A 26,172-nucleotide genomic window follows, 5' to 3' on the forward strand; every position below is an offset into this window, starting at 1 on the left:
GTTTTTTCCCCCATTTCCTTATGCCAAGCCAACCTGATGAATAAGTTGAATAAATTCTTTTTTTGTACGGCAATGATACAGTTGCTCCATAATTTCCTGTTGCTGAATCATACTGATCAGCTTTTGCAGCATTTCCAATTGTTCGTGTGGTTCTTTTAACGCCAGCATAAAGATCATCTGAACCTCTACTGGTTTGTCACTTGTTCCCATTTCAAAAAAAGTGATCGGATTTTTCAAAGACATAAAAGCGATCTGCGACCGTTTGACATATTCACTGTCTGTATGAGGGATCGCCACACCCATATTTTTGACTGCTAAACCAGTGGGAAAATCTTTTTCCCTTTCAATAAGATGCTCAAGAAAATCTTCTGTAATAAAATTTTTTTCAGTTAATTGTTCTGTCAAACGTTTAAACGCGTCCTCTTTATCTGTTACTTCAACTTGAAATTCAGCGATTTCACTATCAAAATACATCCTCCGCTGTCCTCCTTCTCACATAAGCCATCAGCTCTTCAGCATTTTGACTCTCGATTATTTGTTGTACGTTTTCTTTAGAATTGATAACATTATATAGATCAGAAACTAAATCTTTGGCAATAGCCATATCTTTTTCTGCTATCGCTATTGTGACAATCAATCGAACAGCATTTGTATCCCATTGTACTGGGTGTTTTGTTGTCATAAATGACAGACTTGTTTCTTTCACAGTATTAGGTGCACCATGAGGAATCGCTACACCGCTCACAATACTTGTATTACCAAGTTCCTCCCTTTGAAAAATCGTTTCTTCGAATCCTTGCTCGACTAAACCCAATCGCTCATATTGTTCAATCAAATAATTCAGGATCTCCTTTTTCTCATTAAACGCCATGTTCAAAAAAATCAGATCTTCTTGAATAAATGATGCTAGAGAAACAGTCGTATTCTTTTTAGAATACGTCATCGTTTTTTCATGTTCACTCATAGTCGATAAATAAGCGGCGATCATCGCTACTTCATCTGCTGTTGGTAGCGCTGATACATGCAGAACTGGAATCTGACTTATTTCAAGCGGAACTGCTGCAATGATCAAATCGATATCATCAACTGGATTTTCCTTGATCTGCTTTTCTGTTGCGATCTCTATTACGACACTTGCAGGCAAATTTTGTTTGATACGATTGAAGATCAATTCTGAGGTCGCCAATCCATTCCCGCAAACAATCAAAACATGTTTCGTCAATTGAATCTTCTCAAATGCAAGCTGAAAATGAATCGTCAAAAAAGATACTTCATCTTCATTCAAAAATAATCCATAATGCTTTTCAAAAACGGCAGAAGCAAATTGTGTCAATGTAAACATAGTCGTATATTGTCTTTTTATATTTTCTTTCAAAGGATTGCGAACATAAATATCATTTTTTAACCGATGAACCATGGGGATAATGTGCGAAATCAATGAGTGATACAATTGTTCATCCTCATCGACTCGAACATTCAACAAATGTGTCATTTCGTCGATCAAAGCAATGGTTATCATATGGAGCTTTTGATCGATCGGTAGATCGGCAACACCCGGAACGACGCCATGTGCAAATAACAATGAACATAAGTATTGAATATCATGTTTGAAAAAAACACAGTTCAGCTCTTGACTCATATCTTCCGAAAATGCCAAAGCAATCATATAAAGCTGCATCTTTTTCAAATCTTTAAAGACAAATTCATTTTGCTCTTCAACATGATGTCCTAGGTTCAAACGAGTCAACAAAATGCACAAAGAAAGTCTAAGTGAATAAACAAAATAGTCATTTAATACTTTCCCAGTATGAATCATTAGTTTTTCAATGAATAAATTGACTTGATAAACAATTTGTGGATCTAGAATCTCTGAAAAATAGGTAAGGTTATCCCGTTGATCATGTTCGGCTTGCGGATGATACTTTTTGCTATAGCCGATCAGATATTTTTTAAATACCTTTTGAATCATCGTTTCTTTTTCCTGAGCAGTTTGTTTAGATCCAGTCTTCACAGTTAGACCATTTTTCTTTAGATAGGTGAAGACCTCATCCATATCCTTCTTGATTGACTGCTTACTGATCAAGAACTGCTCGGCATAGTCCTCGTATGTCCCTCTTTTTTCGTAAATCAATAAATCAGCCAATATGATTAATTGGCGATATGCAGGTGTAAATGCTTCATTTTCTAAAACTACCATCGTCTCGTTTGACAATACCGCTTTTAAATGTTCTTTCTGTGCGTGACTCCCAATCAAATAGATTCCTTTTCTTGGTACCCGGTCGATCGTTAGTTTCGTTTTTTCCAAGTACTTCTGAATATTCTTTAAATCTGAATAAATCGTTTTGTTTGATACTGATAACTGATTTCCGAAAAACGTAGTTGCCTGATACTCATTTTGTAAAAGCAAAAGATCAAGTAATTGGTTCTCTCGTTTTGTTAATTTCATCATCACACCTCCGGAAAGCGCTTTCCATATTTAAAGTATATAGGCATTTACGCCGCTAGTAAATTACCTTTCGCTTCCACATTAATGTGGAAATCTGTATCATTGATTAAACTATTCAATAAGAAACAAAAAGAATGCAGGATAAAAGAAAAAACACTTTTATCCGCATTCTATTTTTAGACCACTGTAAAAAAATAAGCAATTATTTTCCTTACCTGTGTACACTGATCAGTTACTATTCAAATATTTCTTTTGCTAGTGAAAATGCTGACCAGGCTTTTGGCCAACCGGTATAAAAAGCTAAATGAGTGATCAACTCTACGATTTCTTCTTTGGTTACACCGTTTTGCTTGGCAATTTTCATATGTGCTTCTAGCTGAGGTACTCCTTGAGTGAGTAGGCTAGCACAAGTGATCAAGCTTCGATCGCGGGCAGATAGTTTCTCTTCTCGAGACCAAACTTCGCCAAATAATATATCATCATTCAGCTCGGCAAATTTTGGTGCAAATTCTCCTAACTGATCGCGTCCTGCTGTTTGTTTCTTCATTTTCTCTCTCCTTTAGTGGTTCGTGTTTAACGTATTATAAAGCTCATCCGTTACCGGTTCCAACCATTCAGGTGTTCCTGCTGTGATGGCAAGATGCGAAAACCAACTGTCTTTTGCTGCGCCATGCCAATGTTTTATGCCGTCGTGGGTGACGATCACATCACCAGCAGTTAAGAATACCGCCTCTTCTCCCTCTTCTTGATACCAGCCTTCACCGCCGGTAACTAAAAGAAGTTGATAACCATCGTGATGGATATGCCAGTGATTACGGCAGCCTGGTTCAAAAGTCACATTTCCGACGCCAACAGAAACTGCCGGATCAGCCACTAACGTTTTCAGATAGCTTTGACCAACAAAGTAATCTGCATATGCATCATTTTTTTCGCCAGATGAAAAAATCACACCATCTTTTACTTCTCTATATTTTGCCATCTTTGATTCCTCCTATTGATGTCCGACAATGACATGGGGAACATAGGGTTCTTCTAAAAATCGAATATCTTCTTCTGTCAACCTCAATTCTAAAGCTGGAAGAGCCTTCGTTAAGTGACTTTCTTTTGTTGCCCCAATGATCGGAGCAACCACCTGTTCTTTTTGAAGCAGCCAGGCCAATGCAACTTGTACTCGTTCAACATTATATTTCTCTGCGATTTCTTTTACACGTTCAACGATGATTCGGTCTTGCTCTGCTGTTTTGTCATATTTTGATTGAGCCATTTTATCTGTTTCAAAGCGTTTGGTTTGGGCGCTCCAATCACGAGTCAAACGACCAGAAGCTAGCGGACTATAAGGTGTCACCGCGATTTTTTGATCTTGACATAAAGGCAGCATTTCTCGTTCTTCTTCCCGATAGAGAAGGTTCAAATGATTTTGCATCGAAACAAATTTTGTCCAGCCGTTTTTCTCTGCAACTGCTTGCGCTTTGGCGAATTGCCAGGCGAACATTGCTGATGCACCGATGTAGCGGACTTTCCCTGATTTTACGACATCATGTAATGCTTCCATGGTTTCTTCGATCGGCGTATTGTAGTCCCAGCGATGAATGATATATAAATCGACATAATCCATATTTAAACGTTTTAAACTTTGATCGATTTGATGAAAGATTTCTTTTCTTGAGAGCCCGCCACTATTCGGAACATTCTTTTTCATCGTTGTAAATAATTTTGTTGCAACCACGATTTCATCACGGTTAGCATATTCGTTCAGTGCTTTACCCAAAATTTCTTCACTTGCACCATAAGAATAAACATTTGCAGTATCAAAAAAATTGATGCCTAGATCAAGAGCTTTCTTGATAACAACTTTGCTCTCCTTCTCTTCTAACACCCACTCGTGAAAACCACTTGCTGGATCTCCAAATCCCATTGCTCCTAAGCAAAGACGTGAAACCTCCATACCAGTATTGCCAAATTTTACGTATTCCATTATGATTCCCCCTACTTGATAAGTTGCACTTTTTATTACTAAAGTTAGTCTACCTCTTAAAGTGCACTCTAAGTCAAGTCGTTTAGCCAAAAAACTTTCTATTAAATAAGTAGCCAAAAAAGAAGAAGAATCAGTTCAACTACTATATTGGCATGAACTAATTTTTATTCAGTGTCTACCAAGGTTGAGTCGTTGGACCAACAGTAAACTCATTAACATTGACATCTTCCGGCTGATCGATTGCATAAGCAACAATACTTGCGATTCGATCTGGCGCTATACCGTGTTGCTTGTATAATTCAGTCATACCTTTTGATGTTTCTTTATCCGTAATCGTTGTCAACAATTCTGTATTGATTGCTGCTGGATAAATCGTCGCTGTACGGATATTCGTTCCTTCTTGGGCCGATTCCATTCGTAAAACTTCCATCAAGTCACGAACAGCCCACTTTGTTGCACCATAAACGGCGCTACCAGGATAGGCTTTTAAACCAGCAACGGATGAGGTAGTAATGACATGTCCAGATTTTTGTTCAATAAAGGAAGGTAAAACTGCAGCCAGTCCGTTTAAAACCCCTTTGATATTGATATCTATCATTTGATCCCACTCGTCAACTTTTAGTGCTGATAATGGAGAACTCGGCATGATCCCTGCATTCAGAAAAATTACATCGATCTTGCCGTAAACTTCTTTCGCAAACGCTACTAGCTGTTTATTATCTTCTGCTTTGGTCACATCTGTCACGCGATAAGCAGCTTCTCCAGAATTAGCATTTATTTCTTCAGCAAGTTGCTTAAGATGTTCTTTTCTTCGCGCAGCTAAAACGACTTTAGCACCTTTTTGAGCTAACAACTTTGCTGTAGCTTCTCCAATTCCTGATGATGCACCCGTAATGATCACTACTTTATTCTTTATTGACATCGTATTTTCCTACCTTTCTGTAAATAAAACATTTAATTTCTTTTGATGACTGATTTGATCTAAGCCTTCAGGATCAATGACTTTTCCTAAACGTGTATAAGCATAATTCGTTTCAAAATCTTTATAAAATAGTACAAGACAATCCTTGCCAAACAACATAACATCACCTTTACTTATTTTCTCTGGAGATTGTGCTTCTGTCGGAAGTGTCTTTGGTAAATAATAATATTTTTCATTGTTGTGTAGATCATCCATCATGATTTCGAGTGGAAACATACGTTGTAATGTTTTAGCTGATGCGTTATCACACCATTCAATATAAAAATCAATTTGGTCGATCGTAACTTTAGTAATAGCTATCTTCTCTTCCTCACTCTCTGTTGGATAGTTTTTCACCATACTTGTATCTAAGTGCTCTTCGCTAAACGATGGATCATTTCTCAGAACATTTTTACAACCGAATAAGAGTAGTAATGAAAATGAAAACATCATCTTAACACCGATTTTATTCATCATTTTCATCGATCATACGCACGATTTTCGCTGGGCTTCCCACAACAACTGCATTCTTAGGAACATCTCTGGTGACAGTAGCATCTGCTGCGACAATGGTATTTTCTCCTATTGTCACTCCTGGTAAGATCGAGACATTCGCACCGATCCACGCATTTCTTTTGATTACAATCGGTGCTACCGCAACTCCTCTTCTATTTTGGGGATCAGTCAAATGATTGACCGTAATCAGCCGACTGTCTGGACCAATCAGCACATTGTCTTCTAATGTGATTCCTCCAAGATCCACAAAGGTTACATTCTTATTGATAAAAATATCTTTCCCAAAAATGATATGTCTGCCAAAATCAGTGTAAAAAGGCTGAGAAACAGTCACCGACGCGTCAATTGAATGACCAGTGATCTTTTCAAGATACTTCAGCATCTCGCTATTTTTACGATACTGTGTATTCAAATCCATTACTAATCGTTCGTTATTTTCTTTGATCATATGGACTTCTTTGAATAATGGTGAATCTGGTAAAATCTCTTTGCCCAGCAATCTTTTTTCTAAACTAATCACTTCCATCTTTTATTCCTCGCTCTCTATTTTATTACTAGCTTCATTTTACAAAATCATGTTATGATTAACTAATACTTATAAGTGATAGCTAGGTATAATTTTTAATTATAGGAGGATCTAATGGATCTACGCGTATTGAATTACTTTTTAACTGTTGCGAGAGAAAAAACGATCAGCAAAGCTGCTGAAGTTCTTCATATTTCACAGCCTGCTTTATCTAAACAATTGAAAGAGTTAGAAGAAGAATTAGGTGTAAGGCTGTTTACCCGCGGGAGTCGATCGATCACTCTAACCGAGGAAGGCGTTTATTTGGCAAATAGAGGAAAAGAAATACTTCAATTGGTAGAGACAACTACTACGAATTTAAGTAACCATGAGGTGATCAGCGGTAAAATCATTATTGGCGGTGGAGAAACACAGGCTTTTTCTTATATCGCTATGTTGATCAATGAATTACAGCAAAAACATCCTGATGTTCGTATCGAACTTTATAGTGGAAATGCGGATGATGTATTAGAGAAAATCGATAAAGGGATTCTTGATTTTGCACTGGTGATCGATCCTGTAGAAAAGCAAAAGTACGAATACATTCGTTTGCCTCTATCTGATCATTGGGGGATTTTGATCAATAATAGTCATGAATTAGCTAAGAAAAAAACGATATCACCAACAGACTTGCATAACCTTCCCTTATTGATTTCCAATCAATCGTTTGTCGATAATCAATTGTCCGAGTGGTTAGGAGAAAATATTGAACATTTTAATATTATTGGAACATACAACTTACTTTATAATGCTTCTTTATTAGTTAAGGAAGGAACGGTCAGTGTACTTTGTATTGATGGTATCATAAACACAGCAACTACTGATTTGACCTTCATCCCCTGTTCACCTCCATTAACAGCGACCATCAATATTGTCTGGAAAAAAGGACACGTTTTCTCAAATGCTTCAAAAGAATTTTTACGTTTACTACACGATCTAGCATAAAAAAACAGCGGCTTTCATAAAACAGCCGCTGCTTTTCTATTTAAATCGATCTTTGATGCCACTAGAAAGGTCTTTAAATTGCTTTCCTACTTCCTTTCCTTTGTTTTTATATTCTTCACCAATTCCTTTTCCTTCCTCAGCGTATTTCTCACCTAACGCTTTTCCTTGTTTTTTAGTTTGTTGAAATGTTTCTTTTAGCTGGTCGATTTCTTCTTTAAATGACATGATTACTTCCTCCTATTATTTATGATTTAAGCTCTAAAGAATGGATTTCATGTTTCCTTTTTTGGATACCTTTAAAAGTTCAGCCGCATGATCGTCCTATATTTACAGATATTATACATCTACAGATATGCGTTGTCTATAGATAGAGTAAAAAAGATGGATCACCTTATTAGGAGATCCATCTTTTGATTGCTATTTCTTCGGTTCACACTCGTCCATTGTCGCTGTGGATAGACAACCAATAAACAATGATAAATCAATATTTAAATTAGAAAAACTAGCATTTTGATAACCAAATCTCTTTAGCATGAACAATTATTTTATCGCTTACGACATAATTTTTCCTTCTTCTAAAATAAATATTTTTACTCACTGTTTTCTACGTATAATGTAAAAAACTTAACTTTTATTAAAGCGAATTCGATCTGTATCTGCTGGTATCTGATTATGGACTGATTCCCAGACACCATTTCGATATACTTCATATTCTTCAAATAAAAAGGGCAGACCATTTGACTGTGCGATATCGGCGCTATCCATCAATTGAAAATGTAAATGCGGGGAGGTAGAATTCCCTGAATGTCCAACATTTCCCAGTCTCTCTCCTTTTCTGATCCGATCACCAACGGCTCCTTTTATCGAATTCGTTTGTAAATGGACAAATGCCATATAGACATTATTTTGACACTTTATAACAAGGTAGTTCCCAGCAATTTGACTGAAGTCGTCTTTATATTCATTAAAGAAGTGAGCATTTTTTATAGCAATTGCCGAATCTACTACCCAATGCACAACAGCACGTTCTGGAACACCATCTCTAACTGTTACGATTTCAGCATTACAAGGCGCAAAAATTGGTTTCCCCCAGCAATAGCATTTATCTAACGTTACTCCAAAGAAAAAATACTTAGCAAAACAAGTGTTGTAAAACGGCTTTCTTTTATTTTCCCAATCAACCTGTACAAAATCAAACGCAAATCTTAACCCCATTCGATCCGTACCATGGCTAGGAATTCTCTTTACTGGTGTGATAGGGGCATGCCATTCGCCTCTAAGAGGAAATTCGATAATAATTGGTTGATACTGGTCTTTATTCATCACTGTTTCCTCCTTTCAAAAAGACCTTCTCAAACCGCTTTTGAGGCTAGATAAGCCTATATTTTTTTGAAGTGTACCTTTTTTTCTTTCATTGAAATTTTACCTACCTCATAGCCGTAGTTCTTCGCTTCTTTTTTATACGTCAGGAAAGAATGATCAATTGGAAACCCTAAAATAGTTTCTATTTCTTGAAAGTTCAAATAAATATCTTCATTTCCATTTAATACTAACGCTTTCCATAAATTTTCATATTTACTCATTGTTCATTTCCTCATTTCCATTTTTTACTTTTGGACTTAATAAGACTGTTTTCTCGTGCTTTTACATCACAACAACTAAAATGCTGGAATTCACTTCTAATTTTCGATAACTAATCAATACATGCATTTTTATGGTAGCTATTCATAGTCCATATAAATCTCTTTTTAGAGAGGTTTGAAGCAAGTTTCTGGAATTCGTTTACGGTTCACCATGGAGAGGTTTGTCAAATTATTTTGGTTCATTAGAAATAGTATTTTAATGTTTCCAGAAAATTCAACTCTTTCTAACTAAAAAAGTCATTACAAAAGCCAGTAACACAATTAGTATAGGTATCATTCCGGAAAAAAAAATTCTTCATTAGGGCTTGCAGTCACTTTGTTTCTTGTTCGTTTTGATACAAATATAAAAATGATGCAACCAATCACTGTTCCCAAACTATTTGCAAGTAGGTCGTCAATATCTGTAGCTCTGCTAACGGTAAATAATTGACTGATCTCGATCGCTAATGAAATGCTTATACCAAATAAAAAAGCATATTTTATTTTTCCATACACCCTACTAATTATCGGACACAAAAAGCCTATTGGTATAAAGCAAGCGATGTTAAACAGAAAGCCTAAACTTATGCCTTCTCTAAATGGGATCAGATTGATGTTCGGATTGAATACTTGCTCTTTAAAGCCGTTAATCCTATATAACTCACTTAAAGTTGGTATACCGATTGAATACTTGCTCTTTAAAGCCGTTAATCCTATATAACTCACTTAAAGTTGGTATACCGAAAACGTTCAAAAATGTCACACTCATATAATAAAATAGTAGCAAGGAGGCGACCACTATTCTTATTCTTGAAGACAGTTTATTTTTTCTTGTAAGACACAATAAGAAACTAAACACGGCAAATGCGCCTAACCCATAGATTGGTTTCAAAGTTAAAATAGCTACTATTGATTCCCAAAGTCCAAGTTGTTGCTCCACACCTTCCGCCTTCTTTCTTTAAAACTTTTTGTTGTTTATATAATAGTTTACACATCCATTGTCGCAGCAATTTTTTTCAATGTATCGATACGTTCGGCTAATTCGACTGTATTTATTTTAGCCTTCTCCAAAGAGAGAATCAGCTTATCACAGACGGAGATGATGTCCTCTGATGGTTCAGGGGTATTCAAAATAGCTTTTATATCATGTTCTTCTTTGCGATCGACAAAATGAAGTAAGCGTAAAATGGATTCTAATGAATATTTTGCTGAATGTAATATACGAATGATTTTTAATCGCTTTAGATCATCTGCTGCATAAATGCGATAGCCATTTTCACTTCTCTTTAACGATAACAAGCCATTCAGTTCCCAGTTTCTTAACGCATCTGTCGTCACGCCTAAGTAATCCGCTGCTTCACTACGCTTTAAAGAAATGTCTTCCTCTTCGATCGTTCCATTGATCATATCTTCAACGATATGAATCGCTTCATTCGCCTCATCGATCTCTTGATCGATAGCCAATACATAATCGTTGAGCAGTGCTGTTGCTGCAGCAAATTCATATTTTGCCAAAGCTTTGATCAGCTCTCTCATCATTGCTCTTAATCCAGATTGGAGCACCTCGACCTGAAAAGCAACTTTTGCAGTTTTTATCAATTCAACATGATACTCATTGTATATTCTATAGCCGTTTTTAGCTCTTTGAGGCTTTGGAATCAGTTCCCACTCCTCATAGCGTCGAATCGTGTTAGGATGAAAACCAACTATTTTTGCTACCTCAGACGTTTTATACGTGTCCATCCGTTTCTCCCCCATCATTCAAAATAAAAAGCGTTAGCTCATGAAGTGCTCTAGAACAGCTTGTATACAGAAGATTGCTTTTTGCCGATAATTGTTCCTTCCTGATATCTGTCAGAATCACTTGGTCGAACTCTAAGCCCTTAGCATATTGAGGCGTCGTGATAATGATACCTTCAGTCATAGCTGTGGACTGCTTCCCAAAACGAGTGATTTCATAAGAAGAGAGCTTTTTTTCAATTTTAGCAACTTCATCCCAAGTTTGACAAATGATGCCGCAGGTTTTATGTGCTGACGTTTCAAATCTTTCTACTATTTTGATTAGCTTTTCTTGTTTTTCCTTTTGGTGATCAACATACATAAGGTCAACTTCTTTATTGTGACGTTCAATCGGAGTGAGTGCATTATTTGTCGTAAATCGTTTAGCAAATTTAATTATTTCATAGCTGGAACGATAACTGGTATTGAATGCGACTACACGGTTGTTTGGAACAACGGTTTGTAGTCGCTCTAAAAAATTCATTTCGGTTGTCAGTAAATCTTGATTGACATCTCCGCAAATTGTTTTTTGGCAAGGAAACAAACGATCCAGCACATAAAAGTGCAGCAGCGAATAATCTTGCATTTCGTCAATAACAATATGTTTGATTTGACGATTGGGAAGAATTCCCTCAATGTTCATTTTGAAATAGAGATATGGAAATAGATCAGCATAATCAATCTTATTTTTGTTTTGATTAAAGGGAATCTTTTCTAACATCAAGAAGTTCACGTACTCATTCAAGCTAGTTGTTATTTGCAACCTGTTTCGCAACTCTTTTTCTATTGCTTCGCGTATATGATTTTGTTCATTTTCAGGTGCGATCTTACTTAATTGCCGTGCTAATTGCTTAGCTCTATCGAGCAATGCGCTTTCCGTAAGAGTATTATTTACTTTTTCCAATTCTTTTTTTGAAAATGTGTACTGATGATCAACTATAATATCTTCAGAAAACAATCTATTATTTAGCTGTTGGATATGGTTTTTCAAGGACAAAAAGAATTTCTCTGATCGTTTATACAAGTAGGTTTCAGCCTCTTTTGACTTTGGCTTTTCTACGATTCGATCTATTTCACCTTGTCTGTCAGTTACTGTTAGCTTTTCTTCAATCATTGGTTGGACAAGCTGCGTGATTTCAAGCTGATTTAGCTCATCTTCTCCTAATTCTGGCAAAACAGTTGAAATGTAACTGGAGAAAACATCATTTGGTGACAGAATCAAAATATCTGAAGCCTGCAGCTCTTCTCTTTTTTGATAAAGTAAATAAGCAATTCGATGGAGGGCGATAGATGTTTTTCCAGAACCAGCCACACCTTGGATAATCAAGTTCTTGGCTTTTACATCTCTGATTACTTCGTTTTGTTCTTTTTGAATCGTGTGAATAATGGTCTTCATTTCACTTGAAGTATTTTTACTCAGCTCATTCATCAAAAAGTCATCATTCACTGTATCATCTGTATCGACAACAAATTTAATCTCGCCCTTTTCAATTTCAAACTGCCGTTTACCTTTTAAATATCCATAAAATCTCTTTCCTAATGACTCGTAGTAAGCAGAACCTAAGCTAAAATCATAATACAATGAGGAAATCGGTGCACGCCAATCATAGATCAGCTGCTGTCCTAGATCATCCGCAAATCCATACCTACCAATGTAAAAATTCTCTACGTCTTCGTCATCTTCAAACTGAAACTTAATTCTTGAAAAGTAAGGTGTTTCTTTTAAATATGCCAGCTTTTTTCTGATGTTCGTTTCAAAGTTATTACGCTTATCAATAAAACTTAAGTTTTGCTGGTGATTGTAAACCTCATACTTGTCCAATTCATTTTTATACTCAACTGTATATTTTTTGATATCTTTATAAGCCTGTTCATTGGCATTTACAGTCCCATCGATTTGTTCAATTTTCTTTTCAATTTTTTTTATGACTTCTTTTAGACGTTCATTTTCTTTAGTATTTGACATGATAACTTCCCCTTTCTCAATGATCTTATCAAGAAAGGGTACATTGGTGGTATAGTGTAGGGTTTGGAAATTTTACAATAGATAGATTGTTCTTTTTCTAATTTTCTTTTAAAGTGATTCTCTCATTTTCAATCAGTAATCATACGTATCAATTTCACTGACAGCTTTTTCAAAGTCTGATTGATGCGGTAGAACTTTTTTTTCTTTTGGTGGGAATGTTTTGTCAAAATCATCTAAGATGGATTCATCTGGATACATCGCTTCTGAAAAATGAACGCTACCGCTTATGCCATCTAATGCACCTTCAAATAGAGGCAATGCCATTACGCCAGTATAAAATTTACCATCAGGCATCGATATATTATATTTCTTTGTCCCTACAAATCCATATGGATGATAATGATACGTAAAGCCGCCAAGAATAATGGCATTAAAGCCTAGTCTTTTCGCTTCAGCAAGTGAGTGCTCAATCAACATCCGACCGAATCCCTGTCGATGATATTCTGGTGAAATACTCACTGGCCCGAAAGTTATGATCGGATGCTCGATCCCCTCCTTATCGATCACTTTCGCTTTTGTGTAGAAAATACTACCGATGATCTGATTGTCTAATTCAATAACGAAGGACAATTCGGGGATAAAGTCAGGATGTTTTCTGATGTTGTGAACCAGTAGATGTTCGACTGCTCCTGGAAAATATAAATTCCAAAATGCTTCTCGTGTGATTTCTTCTACGATTCTATAATCTTTTTCGTCTTCATGTCTAATCGTAATAGTCATATTTTCCTCCTAGTAATAGTTCTTTTATTTTTTTTTAATATAATCTGTCTTAACAATCCGGCCATCTAAATGAGTATCATTAAGATATTGAATATGAATCTTCCTGACTAAATTTCAACTATTTTTCTTACTGTATTTGCTGTTCTAACTGTGATCTTGTCACTTACTTTAGAATGGGCAGTTTTTGACCACCAATTTGTCTTTTGATAATCCTTACGCTTAAAAGACCAGAAGATAGCATTTTTATAATTGTATACTTTCTCATACTCATCTTTAGGACTCCCAATCTCACTATAAAACTCGTCATACGATAATTTAGGAAACATAAAAATTAAATTATCATATAGTTCTTTGTTATTTCCCCCCCACCATGCAGGAGCCTTATCTAATATATCTTCCAGTTCTTTCTGGGAAATAACAAAAACTGGTATGTCCAGTTTGAACTTATTTTTTATCGTCGTTTTTATTGTATCTGCAAGAATATCTATAGTGTCTGTATCACTGGAAAAAACAACATTCCCACTGTTGAGATGTGTAGAAACTGCTGAATATCCCAGTTCTGTAAAACTTACTTTTAACTCAGACATAGCTATCTTATTCTTGCCGCTTATGTTGATACCTCTTAATAGTGCAATATATCTTTCCATATAGCAATTCCACCTCTATAAATTTTGGTTTAGTAAATTGTAGCAGAATCAAAAGTAAAAAAGTACGATTGAATAATTATAGACGCATATTCAATGTTGTTTTTCAAATTTAATTTTGTTTACAGGCTTAGACGATAGTATAAAACTATCGTCTAAGTCTACAAAAATCCTATGATTCCAAAAAGACTACTTCTACCAGCTTAACAAATAGACCGTAGTCTATCCGTTTTTCAGCTTATTGATCAGATACCTGTGATGCTCACCAGACATGCTCCTTTCAATTTTTAGATGGTTCGATTATTTTCGAGATAAGTAGAATAAATAAGAGTAGCTATTTTAATCATGCTTTCGCACAAAGTTTATCTAAACTATTCTCAACATATGAAGAATTAGCTATAAACAACTATCCTTATTCCCATCTAAAATAGCGCACAGCAATAAAAATTCCAATAATGGAAATAGCTGTTAATAGTAAAACCATATAAAGTATCCCATTTTCTTCTCGAAACGTAACAGCCTTTAATAACTTGATGCCTTGCGTCAATGGCATAATATCCGCTATTTTCTGTAGTCCTTTTGGCATGATTTCATAAGGAACTGTCGCTCCTGATAAAAAGAACATTGGAAAGAAGATTGCTGAATTTATCGCGCCCGTTGCTTTTTCACTAGGAGATAAACTGGCAACGATCAAACCAATGGCATGAATGGAAATCATCACTAAAAGATAAGCGAGGATAAAGTAAGCCCAGTTGCCAACATAAGAAAATTGAAAGAAAGCAGCTAATACGCCTAATAATAACAGCATCGATACAATGCTGATCGTAAAGCAAAAAAGTAGATGAGCCAAAAGTAATTGGATCGGACTAATTGGTGTAACCTGATATCTTTTCAAGATTTTTCGTTCACGGTAAGAAGATAATGCCAGAGGAAGACCCATCACACCTGCTGAACAAATTCCTACAGTCGAAACTGATACAAAAGCTGTATTCAGCGAATCATTACTAGAATCCATAAATCCCATAAGAGAAACAATGCCAAGCGGAACAAAAATACCAAAAATAATGGAAGACATTTCTCTTATCGACAGTTTTGCTTCTGATTTATAAAGTAACCAAAATGTCTTCATCTTAATATTCTTCCCCGATAAGTGTTAGAAAAGCTTCTTCAAGTGTGTCTTTTTTACTTTCTAATATTATTTCTGCTACTGTACCGCTTGCCACTTCTTTGCCCTCTTTTAGGACTAAAATACGATCACATAAGGTTTCTACTTCATCCATATAATGTGAAGTCAGAAAAATAGTCACACCTTTTTCTTTAAGCATCAGCAAGTACCGCCAAACGTCTCTTCTTGCTTTGGGATCAAGTCCTGTTGTCAACTCGTCTAAAAATATGATCTCCGGATTTCCCATGATCGCTAGTAAAATACATAGCTTTTGCTTTTCTCCGCCTGATAATGTAGCCAAAAACGAATTCAACTTTGCTGAAAGACCGAATTCATCCAGTGTTTTCATCCAGTCAATCGGCTTTTTGTACAAGGAATGAGTAATTTCACAGATTTCTTTGACCTTCAACTGATTTTGAAAAGCTGCTTCTTGAAACTGGACACCCACATATTGAAAGAGCTTCTTTCGCTCTTTTCTTGGGTCTTTGCCTAACAAGGTAATACTTGCGGAATCATATTTTTGCGTACCTAAGAGGCAATCGATCGTCGTTGATTTGCCTGCCCCATTATGACCGAGCAATCCAAATATCGTCCCTTTCTCTACAGTAAAACTCAATTTGTCAACTGCACGTTTTTCTCCAAATGTTTTTACTAGATCTTTCACTTCAATTGCCTTGTTTTTTTGATCGATCATCTTTTCCCTCCAATCATTTTCTAGATTCATTCTAGCCAAAAATGATTGGAAGGTGGTCTAGTGGAGGGTTTTCAATAATGGAAAATTTCAAAACGAATACCATCTGGACTTTCAAAAAATAATGCGTAATAACCTGGTGCGATCCGCTCTTTATATTCCTTAGGCTTGCCATGAAGAATTTTTACACCCAGCGCTTGAATTTTTGGAAAAATTTCATCTACTTCCTGTTTACTCCCTGCTTTAAAAGCAATATGCTGAATAGAACCGGGTTTCCTTGAATCAACTTTCTCTTTAGCAAATGTTCTTTTGGGCGAAGAAATACCGAAATCAAATGTATCACTTAAATATTCGATCACTTCCATATCTGCGTGCTCTAAATAACCAGAGTATTTCTTTTGTATATCGAAACCTAAGAGTGCAAATAGTTGATCATAAAATGGCTCAGCTTTTTTTACGTCCTCTACTGTGATCTGTATATGATGGATATTGTAAGCCATAGCGTCTCCTCCTTCTTATTACTAAAAGTTATTTTGTATTTTCTATTATAAAAGGCGGGTGTTGTATCGCTTTATTTGCTAAATCAACTAAACGATTTTGATCATCATCTGCTGCGATTCGATTTGACTTTAATGTTCCACAGCTTCTACAACGATGAATGATCGCCCACTCACCATCTTTTTTTGACCAAATACTGATTGCATCCATTTTTCCTTTGCATAATGAAGCACGATCGCCAGGTAAATTATCTGCATGGATACTTGTTAAACAATAAGGACAATGATTTCGGTGATTACTTCCAGCGTATTCTGGATTTACTGCTCTTCCACATTCTTTACAAATAAAACTTTCTAAGCAAGCATTGACTTGATAGTTACTTTTTAATTCTTTGACTAATTTACTAATGCCTTTTTCTGTCTGCGTTTTTTCTTTTAAATAGGCAGTTTTGTTGCTGATATATTTTGCTTCTGCGTGTAACTTCAAGTAGCTTTCCCATCTTTCAAGAGATAGGTCACCGGCTTGCAGCGCTGTTTTAATGGCACAGTTCGGTTCACTTTGATGCTGACAATCTCTAAATTTACATTTTCCAAAGTAATGCTCTACATCAGAAAAACTTTGTTCTAGACCTTCTGACGCATTCCATATGCCGACTTCCCGCATACCTGGTGTATCAATTATTTTGGCACCACTACTCAAAACAAATAATTGACGATGACTCGTTGTATGTCTACCTCTTCCATCTTTTTCACGAATTTGTTTGACCTTCATAACCTTTTTATCCATTAAACTATTGATCAATGTTGATTTGCCAACTCCTGAAGAACCTACTAAAACAATTGTTTTATCTGATTTCAAATAACGATCAAGCTCCTTCAGTCCTACTTTTGTATGTGCACTAACAATATGAACGGTTGTTCCAATTGCGACTTGCTGTGCTGCTAAAATCAGATCAGCATGATTTTCATTGAGGTCACTTTTAGTCAAAATCACTACTGGTACTCCACCGGACTGCCATGCAAGAGTTAGATAACGTTCTAAACGGCGAATATTGAAATCTTGATTTACTGCTTGAAGAATAAAGATATAATCAAAATTCGTAGCGATTATTTGTTCTTTATTTTCAACATGGTCAGCTCGAGATAAAGTAGAGCGTCGAGGCAATGTACGAAGAATTTGACTTTTATCTTCTCCTTGCCAATTTATCATTACATAATCACCAGTTGCTGGATAATCTACTTGTCCATTGAGGTAATGTCCTCGTTTAATATGGGCAAATCTTATACCTTCCTCACTTATTATTTCAAATATATATTTATGAACAGCAGCTACTTGAGCTTTTATTTCAACTATCTGATTCACTATTTTTGTTGTATTCATACTTTTTCTCCTATTTTCAAAAGGGAAATCTTTTCATTGATACGAAAATCTATTTGATTTCATCGATTTGTAAATATTTCCATTTGTTCTTAAGAGATACCTGTCCAAAATAATCAGCCTTCTAAAAAATACAAAAAAGACGATAGTCACCCTATCGTCTAAGATTACAATAATCCTATTTATTCGACAGATATCACTTCTACAAGCACAACAAATAAACCTACGTTTATTTGTCTATTCAGCTTATTGATTAAATACCTGTTACACTCACCAAGCATACTCCATTCATTTTTAGATGGCTTAATTATTTTCAAGGTCAGTATAGCAAAATTGTTAAACTAAATCAACTTTCAATTTCGTATTTTGGAGCTTCTAAATCTGAACTATCAAAATGAAACCTTTTAAAGAAACAACGTTTCTTCTCCTATTTGGCAACTTATCTTAATTCATTTTATTTTTTAAAGATATTTTCTTCTCATAAACCCGATTTCTTACTCAATTTGATTGTACAAAAAAAGTACCTTCTTTCGAAGATACTTTTATACTATACCAATAGTGAAACAAGCATGAATAAAAATGTTTATTAAAGAAGTTTGGATGTTTTTTAACAACCAAAAACGGCTGATAACACTAGGCCTCCTATTTAAAATCCTATTTCTTCGGTTCGTCCTCGTCCATTTTCAGAACTGCCATGAAGGCCTCCTGAGGTACTTCCACCGAACCGATCTGTTTCATTCGTTTTTTACCCTCTTTTTGTTTCTCTAATAATTTACGTTTACGAGAAACATCTCCACCATAACATTTCGCTAAGACATTTTTACGCAATGCTTTGATATCTGATCTAGCCACGATTTTTTGCCCGATCGCTGCTTGGATCGGCACTTCAAATTGTTGTCTTGGAATCAGTTTTCTTAATTTTTCTACGATAGCTTTGCCCCGTTCGTAAGCAAAATCTCTATGCACGATAAAGCTTAAAGCATCGACTTTTTCGCTGTTTAATAAGATATCCATTTTCACAAGTCGGCTAGTTCTATAACCAGACATTTCATAATCTAGTGAAGCATAGCCTTTTGTACTTGATTTTAGCTTATCAAAGAAATCAAAAACAATTTCCGATAGAGGTAATTCATACACTACATTTACACGATAATCATCTAAGTAATCCATGGTTACGAATTCTCCCCGTTTACGTTGAGACAATTCCATTACCGCGCCTACATACTCATTCGGTACCATGATCTGTGCTTTAACAAAAGGTTCTTCTACAGAATCGATCGTTACTGGTTCAGGAAAATCAGCTGGATTATCAACAACGACTTGTGAGCCATCCGTTTTATTGACATGATAAATAACAGAAGGCGCTGTCGTGATAAGATCTAAATTAAATTCACGTTCCAAACGCTCTTGAATGACATCCATATGCAGCAATCCTAAAAATCCACAACGGAAACCAAAGCCTAAGGCTTGAGATGTTTCTGGTTCGAATTGTAATGCAGCGTCGTTCAATTGAAGTTTTTCCAATGCTTCTCGTAAATCATTGTATCGGGAATTGTCAATTGGATATAGACCACAATAAACCATTGGATTCATTTTACGATATCCCGGCAAAGCTTCTTGTGCTGGATTCTCTGCTAATGTGACTGTATCCCCAACTTGAGTATCTTGTACTGTTTTGATGCTGGCCGTGATATAACCGACATCACCGACCATCAAATAGTCACGAGCAACCGCTTTTGGCGAGAAGACGCCGACTTCGGTTACATCAAACGTTTTACCATTGTTCATCATCTGAATCTTATCACCTGGTTTAACTACACCATCCATGACCCTAACATTCAATACGACACCACGGTAACTATCATAAACAGAGTCGAAAATCAATGCCTTCAACGGTGCATCTAAATCGCCAGCTGGTGCTGGCACATACTCTACGACCTGCTCTAAAATATCTTCAATACCGATCCCTGCTTTAGCACTAGCTAAAACTGCTTCACTAGCATCGATTCCGATCACATCTTCGATCTCAGTCCGAACACGTTCGGGATCTGCCGCTGGTAAATCGATTTTATTGATCACCGGTAAAATTTCTAAGTCGTTATCCAACGCTAAATAAACATTAGCTAATGTTTGAGCTTCGATCCCTTGGGCTGCATCAACAACTAAAACCGCACCTTCACAGGCAGCAAGACTACGAGATACTTCGTACGTAAAATCCACATGTCCTGGGGTGTCGATCAAGTGAAAAATATAAGTTTCGCCGTCTTTTGCGGTATACGTAAGCTCGACTGCATTCAGCTTGATCGTGATACCCCGTTCTCTTTCAAGATCCATAGAATCCAACAATTGATCCTGCATCTCTCTTGATGTAACCGTATTTGTTTTTTCTAAAATACGATCGGCAAGCGTCGATTTCCCGTGGTCAATATGGGCAATAATGGAAAAATTACGAATTTTTTCTTGTCTTTGTTTCATTTCATTTATATTCATTTATTGTCCTCATTTCTTTAATAAACAGCTAAATCAGTTTTGCTTTTTCAATACCTTCAGCAAAGACTCTTAGCTCCGATCATTTTCAATCAGCACTTACCATTATAACAAGGTTTCACCTAGAATTAAAGAACTTTCCCATGAATCAAACGACTTATACTAGAATCAATCTATTCGTATTCGTCAAAATGATCTGTCACGTAGATGGACTGTTGGTTTTCCAATAAAAAAAAGCCTCTTTGCGGCACTTCTAAACTTAACAACTCTTCTTCTTTCAGCTTTGAGAAACAGCCTCGCAGTACTCTCCCAAGAAGTCCATGAGCCATGATGATCACATGTTCTTCCTCAGCCTTTTCCAAATCAGCTAACCATTCATTACAGCGAGTTGCTACATCAGAGAGACTTTCGCCATTTGGTCCTTTAAAGTACCAATTAAAAGTATTTAACTCAAGCTCTGGCTGTTGTGCTTGAATCTGTTCTCTATTCTTCCCATTCCACTCACCGATATCAACTTCCTTCAAACGCTCGTCAGTCACTATAGTCAATTCTTTGCGATCTAATATTTGCTGTATTAGCTTTGAACTTTGAATAGCTCTTCCCAACGGACTTGATAGAAAAAGAATCTGTTGGTCTTGAACATCTGCCAACTTTCGTTTAAGCAAAAAAGCATTGGTCTGAACTTGCTGTACGCCCGCATCCGTCAATGGAGAATCTAAAATCCCCTGATAGATCCCTTTTTTATTGAATTCCGTTTCACCATGCCGTAATAAATAAAGCTTCTTTTTCATTACATCATCTCCTCTCACCAAAGAGTAACATACTTTTAAGCCAATCGATTGCCTCTTAATTCTTTTTTAATAAGCAAATACTCTGTATATTCCATTTTTTTTGATATACTGAGGATAGAAAATTAATTGGAGATGGAAAAATGGACCAAAAAGAGTTCAGAGAAAATTTAGAGTTAAAAGTTGTTGATGAAAAATATGTTGATCAGTTCAATGAGCTATTGAGCTATGTTTTCCAATTTACAGAAGCAGATTTAGAAGAAAGCGGTTATGAAAGTAAAAAAGAATTGATTAAATCCAAACAGCCAATTTTGGAACAATCAAAAGTTTTTGGCTGGTTTCACGAAGATAAGTTGATTTCTCAAATCGCTATTTATCCCTGTGAAGTCAATATCCATGGTACCTTGTTCAAAATGGGCGGAGTCACTGGTGTCGGTACCTATCCTGAGTATGCTAATCATGGATTGATGCAGGATCTGATCCATCTAGCCCTTAAAAACATGCGGCAGGATAAACAATGGATCTCCTATCTTTATCCATATAATATTCCTTACTATCGTAGAAAAGGCTGGGAAATCATGTCTGACAAGCTGTCATTTAAAATACGTGACACACAGCTGCCCAAACAAGTAGCTGTTCCTGGAATGGTAGAGCGGGTCAATGTAGATCATGAGGATGTTTTTTCGGTTTATGCAAAGTTTGCCCGTCAAAATCACGGAGCATTGATTCGCAGTGAGTTCAACTGGGAAGAATACTGGCGCTTTGAAAATGAAGAGGAACGAACAGCCGCCGTGTATTATGGCGCAAATCAGGAGCCTTTAGGTGTCTTGTTTTATTGGGTCGCTGAAGAAGTATTTCACATCAAAGAAATGTTTTATATCAATCAGGAAGCCAGAAATGGCTTATGGAACTTTATCTCCGCTCATTTTTCAATGATCTATTGGGCTACTGGCGATATTTATAAAAATGAGCCCCTCGCTTTTTTACTTGAGGATAGTCAAATCAAAGAGACGATCGAACCTTACTACATGGCGCGAATCGTTGATGTCAAAGAAATGCTTCAAGCTTATCCTTATTCAAGTACTGCAAAGCCGTTTCACTTCGTAGTCAGTGATCCGGTGGCTGAATGGAACAATGGCATTTTCAGTTTGATGTGGGATGAAGAAGATCAAGTCACTATTTCCGATGAACCCTTAGGACAGCCTGTAACGATCGATATTCAAACATTGACTTGTCTTTTGATGAATTATCGCAGACCAACCTATCTTCACAGAATCGAGCGTCTGATCACTGATAAAGAAACATTGCATTCATTAGAACGGATCATTCCTGATCAGGAAGCTTATTTTAGCGATTATTTTTGAGTCACTTTTTTACCGAGTAGCTATAAACAATTATTGGAGGAACGTATAAGATGAAAATTTATTTTGCTGGTCCCATGTTTGCTAAAGCAGACTTACTTTACAATGACTATTTGGTCAAGAACATCCGTGCTCTAGATGATAAAATAGAGGTCTATCTGCCTCAGGAGAACAGTGCAATCAATGATAAAACTGCTTACGCTGACAGCAAAATGATTGCTCTCGCTGATACCGAACGAGTCCTTGAAAGTGATTTGTTGGTTGCAGTTCTAGATGGCGCTGTCATCGATCCTGGTGTCGCTTCTGAAATTGGTGTAGCCTATGCCAAAAATATTCCAATGGTTGGATTATATACAGATACACGGCAGCAAGGGGCAGACAATCAAAAAAAATTAGATGCTTTAAGTGACACCGCTGAAAATCAATTTCACTACTTGAATCTCTACACAGTAGGTTTATTAAAATTGAATGGAACAGTGGCAACTGATGAGCAGACGTTTCTATCCTTGATCGAAGAACATCTGAAAAAAATAGAGCACATATAAATCGGGAGGTTTTTTTATGAAAATAGAATTTGAAGATCAACAAGAAAAACGGTTGTTCTATTTTTTACTCGCATTTGGCTTCATTACTTTACTGGTAAATATCGTCAAAAGTTTTGTCGTTCAGCCTAAAGAACAATACCTACTATTGACTGTTGAAATGATTGCAGGGATCGCAGTGATTTTTGTTCCTTTTATTTTTACACGATTCACTGGATTGATTTTCCCAAAAATGGTTCGGCTTTACTATTGGTTTTTTCTTTGGATCGCTGTGTTCCTTGGTACAGGGTTACGATTGATCATCATCGTGCCATTCTGGGATAAAATTCTACATGCAGTCAGCCCTATCTTATTGGTAGCTGTTGGTTATGCGATTATCGGCTATTGCTTGAGAGAAGCTGATTTTTCCAAGATCAGTCCTTGGCTTTTTATTGTAATGGGCTTTGCTTTTGCTGGTTTGTGTGGTGTTTTTTGGGAATTTTGGGAGTTTTTATGTGATTCTATCGGGAATATGAATTTGCAGCGGTATATGACTGAAGCTGGGCAACCATACATCGGTCGTGCTGCATTGATGGATACAATGGGTGACTTACTGACCAATACAATTGGTGCATTGCTTTTAACTTTTTATAGTTTTATCAAACGTAATGATCCTGATTATTTTAAAGCATATGCATTTAGAAAAACAAAATAATGCTTCACGCTAAAAAAAGGAGTTATTATTGTGACATCGATTTACAAGAAAACAGGAATCCTTTCAAGTGAAAAAGTGGAGTCTTATGACGCAGGTGGCATTAATAAAAAGACGGGAGTCTTATCAAGTGTGATGATCGGCTCATATGATAGTAAAGATGATGGCGCTGCGGCGGCTGCATTACTGCTATTGAACTTATAGAAAAAGAGAGCTTGGAACAAAACTAAAAACCAGTTTTGTTTCAAGCTCTCTTTTATTTGTGTGAACTAATTATTCTACTTCTAACTCTACAGAAATGTTCCCTTTAGTTGCTTTTGAATATGGGCATACGTGATGTGCTGTATTGACTAATTCAACGGCTGTTGCATGATCTACCTCATCGATTTTGACAGATAAGACAACACCAACTTGGAAACCAGTCTCTTCATCACTAAACAAAGAAACAGTTGCTTTTACTGTACTCTTAGAGTGGATGTTCTTTTGTCCCATCACAAGTTCTAAAGCACTGTTGAAACAAGAGCTATAGGCTGCAGCAAATAGTTGCTCAGGATTGGTCTTATTTTCTTTATGCGGACCGGGTGATGTTACTTCGTAGCTGAATGATTTATCCGGCGAGTATACTTCACCTTCTCTTCCACCCGTATTGATAATTGTTGTTGAATAAATTTTTTTCATATTCTCTTCCTCCAAATCATAGATGTTTTATTTACCTTTCATACAATTATATTGTACACAACATTTTTAGGGAAGTACATTATTTTGCTTCAAATAGTTTACTCGATTTTCAACAGCTTTCCTTCTGTTTCCATCGTGTATTCAAAATTAAAATGGACTGGCACATAAAAGTTCCAGTCCATTTTTTTATCATATTTTATGATCGATCTGTGCAATTTGTCCACTTAGCTCATTGAGTTGTTTGATCAAAGAAAAATAGTCATTTTCTTCAACATTCAACTGTGTCAAACAACTCTCTACTTTTTCGTAGATTTCCTGCTCTAATTCGACTGCCTTTTCAGAAAGAGAAATAATCACGATCCGTTCATCTTTAGTTAAACGATTGCGATGAATGTATCCACTTGCTTCCATTCTTTTCAGCATCGGCGTCAACGTTCCTGTATCTAGTGCCAGTTTTTCTCCTAGGTCAGTGATCCGTTGATCAGAGTGCTCCCATAAGACAAGTAAAACTAGATACTGCGGATAGGTCAACTGAAATGGTTTGAGTGCTTTTGCATACATTCGATTAAATTGCTTATTTACTGTTTGTAAGGAAAAACATAGCTGTTCATCCAAACGTCTGCTCTTTTTTCCCATATCATCCCTCTTTTGACTCTCGTGGTCTTTGGTGTTTGTCTGAGATCATTTTTGCATAATCGTCAATTTGCTTTCTCTGATTTTCCAGTTTTTCTTTTTTATGATTTAAGTATTGCTTTTGTGACGGATCATCTGTTTTCGCTAGTTCTTGATCTATTTCTGTAATTTTACGATCTACTTCTGACTGCCACTGATGATTGAACTGATGCCACCATTCTGGATCTTTTTGCGCACCTTGGGCATTATTCATAGAAGAACGCAATAAAGCAGCATATTTTTGAAAGCCATTATCCCAAGGCTGACTTTGCGACTGAAAATAATATTTTCTTTGTTCGTCATTCATTTGATCGACATAAATATCTTCCTCATGTGTGACGATGTTTTGTAAAAAGCCAAAAATTGGTAAACCAAGATACACAACCAGTCCTAGTTTAGGATAAAAATAAGCTAACACTAAAAGAAAAATTCTAAAAATAAAAGTTCCTCTATGTTTGAATCTGATCTTTCGTTGGACCCCATCTTTCACTTTCTTTTCCTCATTGATCTGTTGCTCCAGCGAGTTAAGTAAGATTTGTAAAAAGATAGTAACGATAAAAGTCAACAGTCCATACATGAGGACGATCTCCCGGTTCGTATCTTCGATCAACAATCTAGTGAATGCTGGTACAAGGGAAAGAAAAAACATCAGGATCATGTAAACAACAAAATCTTTATTCTTGATCTTATTAACGAGATTAAAAACTTGTGCAGTTTGATACCAAAAATTGCCTACAAAACAAAAACTAATAAAATAAATGCCTACAGAACGAAATAATAGCTCTAATTCTATATTCCCAGATTGATTTAATTTTATCGGCAGATCTAAGACCATGATCGTAATAATAATTGCTATGATTGCATCGCCAAGCATAACGACACGCTCTTTCATTTTCTCCAAAATATCCACTCCAATCTTCTACTCTTCATTATTTTATAGTAAAAATGATTTTTCGCAATCATTTTGTATTCAAACAGTCGAAACACTTCATTGACTAGAAAAAATGCAGGAAAAAAGTAGCA

At 36.1% G+C, this 26,172-nt stretch carries 30 protein-coding genes; 5 read left to right on the forward strand and 25 right to left on the reverse strand.

Annotated features, from left to right (window positions below):
* Positions 1-18: 18 nt before the first annotated feature.
* The 8 genes from H3T55_RS08055 to H3T55_RS08090 form a co-directional block, all read right to left on the reverse strand.
* The gene (locus tag H3T55_RS08055) at positions 19-474 is read right to left on the reverse strand and encodes a PTS sugar transporter subunit IIA (protein WP_225534049.1); all 456 of its coding nucleotides are present in this window, start codon (positions 472-474) and stop codon (positions 19-21) included.
* Positions 464-2,446 carry a BglG family transcription antiterminator gene (locus H3T55_RS08060; protein ID WP_225534050.1) on the reverse strand — a complete coding sequence of 661 codons (1,983 nt, stop codon included), beginning with the start codon at positions 2,444-2,446 and terminating at the stop codon, positions 464-466. The genes H3T55_RS08055 and H3T55_RS08060 overlap by 11 nt, the downstream gene beginning before the upstream one ends.
* A 235-nt stretch (positions 2,447-2,681) precedes the next feature.
* Positions 2,682-2,993 (reverse strand): carboxymuconolactone decarboxylase family protein, encoded by a 312-nt coding sequence (locus tag H3T55_RS08065; RefSeq protein ID WP_225534051.1) that lies wholly within the window; start codon positions 2,991-2,993, stop codon positions 2,682-2,684.
* 12 nt (positions 2,994-3,005) lie between these two features.
* Positions 3,006-3,425: a cupin domain-containing protein gene (locus H3T55_RS08070; RefSeq protein WP_225534052.1), complete on the reverse strand. Its 420-nt coding sequence runs from the start codon at positions 3,423-3,425 to the stop codon at positions 3,006-3,008.
* A 12-nt stretch (positions 3,426-3,437) separates the two neighbouring features.
* Positions 3,438-4,421 (reverse strand): aldo/keto reductase, encoded by a 984-nt coding sequence (locus H3T55_RS08075; protein ID WP_225534053.1) that lies wholly within the window; start codon positions 4,419-4,421, stop codon positions 3,438-3,440.
* A 175-nt stretch (positions 4,422-4,596) separates the two neighbouring features.
* Positions 4,597-5,343 carry an SDR family oxidoreductase gene (locus H3T55_RS08080; protein ID WP_225534054.1) on the reverse strand — a complete coding sequence of 249 codons (747 nt, stop codon included), beginning with the start codon at positions 5,341-5,343 and terminating at the stop codon, positions 4,597-4,599.
* Between the two features lie 9 nt (positions 5,344-5,352).
* Positions 5,353-5,865: a cyclophilin-like fold protein gene (locus tag H3T55_RS08085; protein WP_225534055.1), complete on the reverse strand. Its 513-nt coding sequence runs from the start codon at positions 5,863-5,865 to the stop codon at positions 5,353-5,355.
* Entirely contained in the window at positions 5,849-6,424 is a 576-nt protein-coding gene (locus H3T55_RS08090; RefSeq protein WP_225534056.1) for a DapH/DapD/GlmU-related protein, read from the reverse strand. The genes H3T55_RS08085 and H3T55_RS08090 overlap by 17 nt, the downstream gene beginning before the upstream one ends.
* A gap of 114 nt (positions 6,425-6,538) precedes the next feature.
* On the opposite strand from H3T55_RS08090, the gene H3T55_RS08095 reads away from it, so the two are divergent.
* Positions 6,539-7,408 carry a LysR family transcriptional regulator gene (locus H3T55_RS08095; protein ID WP_225534057.1) on the forward strand — a complete coding sequence of 290 codons (870 nt, stop codon included), beginning with the start codon at positions 6,539-6,541 and terminating at the stop codon, positions 7,406-7,408.
* Positions 7,409-7,444: 36 nt separating this feature from the next.
* On the opposite strand, the gene H3T55_RS08100 is transcribed toward H3T55_RS08095, so the two are convergent.
* The 14 genes from H3T55_RS08100 to H3T55_RS08165 form a co-directional block, all read right to left on the reverse strand.
* Complete coding sequence (locus H3T55_RS08100) at positions 7,445-7,633, reverse strand: hypothetical protein (protein ID WP_087639949.1); 189 nt, start codon at positions 7,631-7,633, stop codon at positions 7,445-7,447.
* 399 nt (positions 7,634-8,032) lie between these two features.
* Positions 8,033-8,731: a M23 family metallopeptidase gene (locus H3T55_RS08105; protein ID WP_225534058.1), complete on the reverse strand. Its 699-nt coding sequence runs from the start codon at positions 8,729-8,731 to the stop codon at positions 8,033-8,035.
* A gap of 56 nt (positions 8,732-8,787) precedes the next feature.
* A complete protein-coding gene (locus tag H3T55_RS08110) occupies positions 8,788-8,991 on the reverse strand; it encodes a hypothetical protein (protein WP_087639947.1) in 204 nt (67 codons plus the stop codon).
* Positions 8,992-9,324: 333 nt separating this feature from the next.
* Positions 9,325-9,756 carry a VanZ family protein gene (locus H3T55_RS08115; protein WP_225534059.1) on the reverse strand — a complete coding sequence of 144 codons (432 nt, stop codon included), beginning with the start codon at positions 9,754-9,756 and terminating at the stop codon, positions 9,325-9,327.
* 261 nt (positions 9,757-10,017) lie between these two features.
* A complete protein-coding gene (locus H3T55_RS08120) occupies positions 10,018-10,773 on the reverse strand; it encodes a MerR family transcriptional regulator (RefSeq protein WP_225534060.1) in 756 nt (251 codons plus the stop codon).
* Entirely contained in the window at positions 10,760-12,775 is a 2,016-nt protein-coding gene (locus H3T55_RS08125; protein WP_225534061.1) for a HelD family protein, read from the reverse strand. Before H3T55_RS08125 ends, H3T55_RS08120 begins: the two co-directional genes overlap by 14 nt.
* A 132-nt stretch (positions 12,776-12,907) precedes the next feature.
* On the reverse strand, positions 12,908-13,555 hold the full coding sequence (locus tag H3T55_RS08130) for a GNAT family N-acetyltransferase (RefSeq protein WP_087639943.1): 648 nt from the start codon (positions 13,553-13,555) through the stop codon (positions 12,908-12,910).
* A gap of 107 nt (positions 13,556-13,662) precedes the next feature.
* A complete protein-coding gene (locus H3T55_RS08135; protein WP_225534062.1) occupies positions 13,663-14,202 on the reverse strand; it encodes a DUF1697 domain-containing protein in 540 nt (179 codons plus the stop codon).
* A gap of 409 nt (positions 14,203-14,611) precedes the next feature.
* Positions 14,612-15,328 (reverse strand): ABC transporter permease, encoded by a 717-nt coding sequence (locus H3T55_RS08140; protein WP_087639941.1) that lies wholly within the window; start codon positions 15,326-15,328, stop codon positions 14,612-14,614.
* 1 nt (position 15,329) lies between these two features.
* A complete protein-coding gene (locus H3T55_RS08145; protein ID WP_087639940.1) occupies positions 15,330-16,058 on the reverse strand; it encodes an ABC transporter ATP-binding protein in 729 nt (242 codons plus the stop codon).
* A gap of 71 nt (positions 16,059-16,129) precedes the next feature.
* Positions 16,130-16,555 carry a VOC family protein gene (locus tag H3T55_RS08150; protein WP_225534063.1) on the reverse strand — a complete coding sequence of 142 codons (426 nt, stop codon included), beginning with the start codon at positions 16,553-16,555 and terminating at the stop codon, positions 16,130-16,132.
* A gap of 28 nt (positions 16,556-16,583) precedes the next feature.
* Positions 16,584-17,933, reverse strand: a complete 1,350-nt coding sequence (gene rsgA / locus H3T55_RS08155; protein WP_225550134.1) for a ribosome small subunit-dependent GTPase A — start codon at positions 17,931-17,933, stop codon at positions 16,584-16,586.
* 651 nt (positions 17,934-18,584) lie between these two features.
* Positions 18,585-20,420 (reverse strand): translation elongation factor 4, encoded by a 1,836-nt coding sequence (gene lepA, locus H3T55_RS08160; protein WP_087639937.1) that lies wholly within the window; start codon positions 20,418-20,420, stop codon positions 18,585-18,587.
* 170 nt (positions 20,421-20,590) lie between these two features.
* Entirely contained in the window at positions 20,591-21,208 is a 618-nt protein-coding gene (locus H3T55_RS08165) for a histidine phosphatase family protein (protein WP_225534065.1), read from the reverse strand.
* Positions 21,209-21,348: 140 nt separating this feature from the next.
* Between H3T55_RS08165 and eis the strand changes: the two genes are divergently transcribed.
* The 4 genes from eis to H3T55_RS08185 are packed head-to-tail and all read left to right on the forward strand — an operon-like array spanning position 21,349 to position 24,003.
* Positions 21,349-22,569, forward strand: coding sequence for an enhanced intracellular survival protein Eis (eis, locus tag H3T55_RS08170; RefSeq protein WP_087639935.1), 1,221 nt, complete (start codon positions 21,349-21,351; stop codon positions 22,567-22,569).
* Between the two features lie 50 nt (positions 22,570-22,619).
* A complete protein-coding gene (locus tag H3T55_RS08175) occupies positions 22,620-23,111 on the forward strand; it encodes a nucleoside 2-deoxyribosyltransferase (RefSeq protein WP_225534066.1) in 492 nt (163 codons plus the stop codon).
* 16 nt (positions 23,112-23,127) lie between these two features.
* Complete coding sequence (locus H3T55_RS08180) at positions 23,128-23,802, forward strand: hypothetical protein (protein WP_087639933.1); 675 nt, start codon at positions 23,128-23,130, stop codon at positions 23,800-23,802.
* A 30-nt stretch (positions 23,803-23,832) separates the two neighbouring features.
* Complete coding sequence (locus H3T55_RS08185; RefSeq protein ID WP_225534067.1) at positions 23,833-24,003, forward strand: hypothetical protein; 171 nt, start codon at positions 23,833-23,835, stop codon at positions 24,001-24,003.
* A 69-nt stretch (positions 24,004-24,072) separates the two neighbouring features.
* Here H3T55_RS08185 and H3T55_RS08190 read toward each other — a convergent pair whose 3' ends face one another.
* The 3 genes from H3T55_RS08190 to H3T55_RS08200 all read right to left on the reverse strand — a co-directional run bounded on the left by H3T55_RS08190 (position 24,073) and on the right by H3T55_RS08200 (position 26,041).
* Complete coding sequence (locus H3T55_RS08190) at positions 24,073-24,477, reverse strand: organic hydroperoxide resistance protein (protein WP_225534068.1); 405 nt, start codon at positions 24,475-24,477, stop codon at positions 24,073-24,075.
* A 189-nt stretch (positions 24,478-24,666) separates the two neighbouring features.
* Entirely contained in the window at positions 24,667-25,113 is a 447-nt protein-coding gene (locus H3T55_RS08195; protein WP_225534069.1) for a MarR family winged helix-turn-helix transcriptional regulator, read from the reverse strand.
* A gap of 1 nt (position 25,114) precedes the next feature.
* A complete protein-coding gene (locus H3T55_RS08200; protein ID WP_225534153.1) occupies positions 25,115-26,041 on the reverse strand; it encodes a TMEM175 family protein in 927 nt (308 codons plus the stop codon).
* Positions 26,042-26,172: the final 131 nt, after the last annotated feature.

The sequence above is a fragment of the Enterococcus sp. S22(2020) genome (genome assembly GCF_020295385.1).
Lineage (GTDB): Bacteria > Bacillota > Bacilli > Lactobacillales > Enterococcaceae > Enterococcus_L > Enterococcus_L dunnyi.

What these genes read in the sequence shown, in the direction of transcription:
- H3T55_RS08055 (WP_225534049.1), bottom strand. Translation starts at nt 474, where the DNA reads ATGTATTTTGATAGTGAAATCGCTGAATTTCAAGTTGAAGTAACAGAT.
- H3T55_RS08060 (WP_225534050.1), bottom strand. Translation starts at nt 2,446, where the DNA reads ATGAAATTAACAAAACGAGAGAACCAATTACTTGATCTTTTGCTTTTA.
- H3T55_RS08065 (WP_225534051.1), bottom strand. Translation starts at nt 2,993, where the DNA reads ATGAAGAAACAAACAGCAGGACGCGATCAGTTAGGAGAATTTGCACCA.
- H3T55_RS08070 (WP_225534052.1), bottom strand. Translation starts at nt 3,425, where the DNA reads ATGGCAAAATATAGAGAAGTAAAAGATGGTGTGATTTTTTCATCTGGC.
- H3T55_RS08075 (WP_225534053.1), bottom strand. Translation starts at nt 4,421, where the DNA reads ATGGAATACGTAAAATTTGGCAATACTGGTATGGAGGTTTCACGTCTT.
- H3T55_RS08080 (WP_225534054.1), bottom strand. Translation starts at nt 5,343, where the DNA reads ATGTCAATAAAGAATAAAGTAGTGATCATTACGGGTGCATCATCAGGA.
- H3T55_RS08085 (WP_225534055.1), bottom strand. Translation starts at nt 5,865, where the DNA reads ATGAAAATGATGAATAAAATCGGTGTTAAGATGATGTTTTCATTTTCA.
- H3T55_RS08090 (WP_225534056.1), bottom strand. Translation starts at nt 6,424, where the DNA reads ATGGAAGTGATTAGTTTAGAAAAAAGATTGCTGGGCAAAGAGATTTTA.
- H3T55_RS08095 (WP_225534057.1), top strand. Translation starts at nt 6,539, where the DNA reads ATGGATCTACGCGTATTGAATTACTTTTTAACTGTTGCGAGAGAAAAA.
- H3T55_RS08100 (WP_087639949.1), bottom strand. Translation starts at nt 7,633, where the DNA reads ATGTCATTTAAAGAAGAAATCGACCAGCTAAAAGAAACATTTCAACAA.
- H3T55_RS08105 (WP_225534058.1), bottom strand. Translation starts at nt 8,731, where the DNA reads ATGAATAAAGACCAGTATCAACCAATTATTATCGAATTTCCTCTTAGA.
- H3T55_RS08110 (WP_087639947.1), bottom strand. Translation starts at nt 8,991, where the DNA reads ATGAGTAAATATGAAAATTTATGGAAAGCGTTAGTATTAAATGGAAAT.
- H3T55_RS08120 (WP_225534060.1), bottom strand. Translation starts at nt 10,773, where the DNA reads ATGGACACGTATAAAACGTCTGAGGTAGCAAAAATAGTTGGTTTTCAT.
- H3T55_RS08125 (WP_225534061.1), bottom strand. Translation starts at nt 12,775, where the DNA reads ATGTCAAATACTAAAGAAAATGAACGTCTAAAAGAAGTCATAAAAAAA.
- H3T55_RS08130 (WP_087639943.1), bottom strand. Translation starts at nt 13,555, where the DNA reads ATGACTATTACGATTAGACATGAAGACGAAAAAGATTATAGAATCGTA.
- H3T55_RS08135 (WP_225534062.1), bottom strand. Translation starts at nt 14,202, where the DNA reads ATGGAAAGATATATTGCACTATTAAGAGGTATCAACATAAGCGGCAAG.
- H3T55_RS08140 (WP_087639941.1), bottom strand. Translation starts at nt 15,328, where the DNA reads ATGAAGACATTTTGGTTACTTTATAAATCAGAAGCAAAACTGTCGATA.
- H3T55_RS08145 (WP_087639940.1), bottom strand. Translation starts at nt 16,058, where the DNA reads ATGATCGATCAAAAAAACAAGGCAATTGAAGTGAAAGATCTAGTAAAA.
- H3T55_RS08150 (WP_225534063.1), bottom strand. Translation starts at nt 16,555, where the DNA reads ATGGCTTACAATATCCATCATATACAGATCACAGTAGAGGACGTAAAA.
- rsgA (WP_225550134.1), bottom strand. Translation starts at nt 17,933, where the DNA reads ATGAATACAACAAAAATAGTGAATCAGATAGTTGAAATAAAAGCTCAA.
- lepA (WP_087639937.1), bottom strand. Translation starts at nt 20,420, where the DNA reads ATGAATATAAATGAAATGAAACAAAGACAAGAAAAAATTCGTAATTTT.
- H3T55_RS08165 (WP_225534065.1), bottom strand. Translation starts at nt 21,208, where the DNA reads ATGAAAAAGAAGCTTTATTTATTACGGCATGGTGAAACGGAATTCAAT.
- eis (WP_087639935.1), top strand. Translation starts at nt 21,349, where the DNA reads ATGGACCAAAAAGAGTTCAGAGAAAATTTAGAGTTAAAAGTTGTTGAT.
- H3T55_RS08175 (WP_225534066.1), top strand. Translation starts at nt 22,620, where the DNA reads ATGAAAATTTATTTTGCTGGTCCCATGTTTGCTAAAGCAGACTTACTT.
- H3T55_RS08180 (WP_087639933.1), top strand. Translation starts at nt 23,128, where the DNA reads ATGAAAATAGAATTTGAAGATCAACAAGAAAAACGGTTGTTCTATTTT.
- H3T55_RS08190 (WP_225534068.1), bottom strand. Translation starts at nt 24,477, where the DNA reads ATGAAAAAAATTTATTCAACAACAATTATCAATACGGGTGGAAGAGAA.
- H3T55_RS08195 (WP_225534069.1), bottom strand. Translation starts at nt 25,113, where the DNA reads ATGGGAAAAAAGAGCAGACGTTTGGATGAACAGCTATGTTTTTCCTTA.
- H3T55_RS08200 (WP_225534153.1), bottom strand. Translation starts at nt 26,041, where the DNA reads ATGAAAGAGCGTGTCGTTATGCTTGGCGATGCAATCATAGCAATTATT.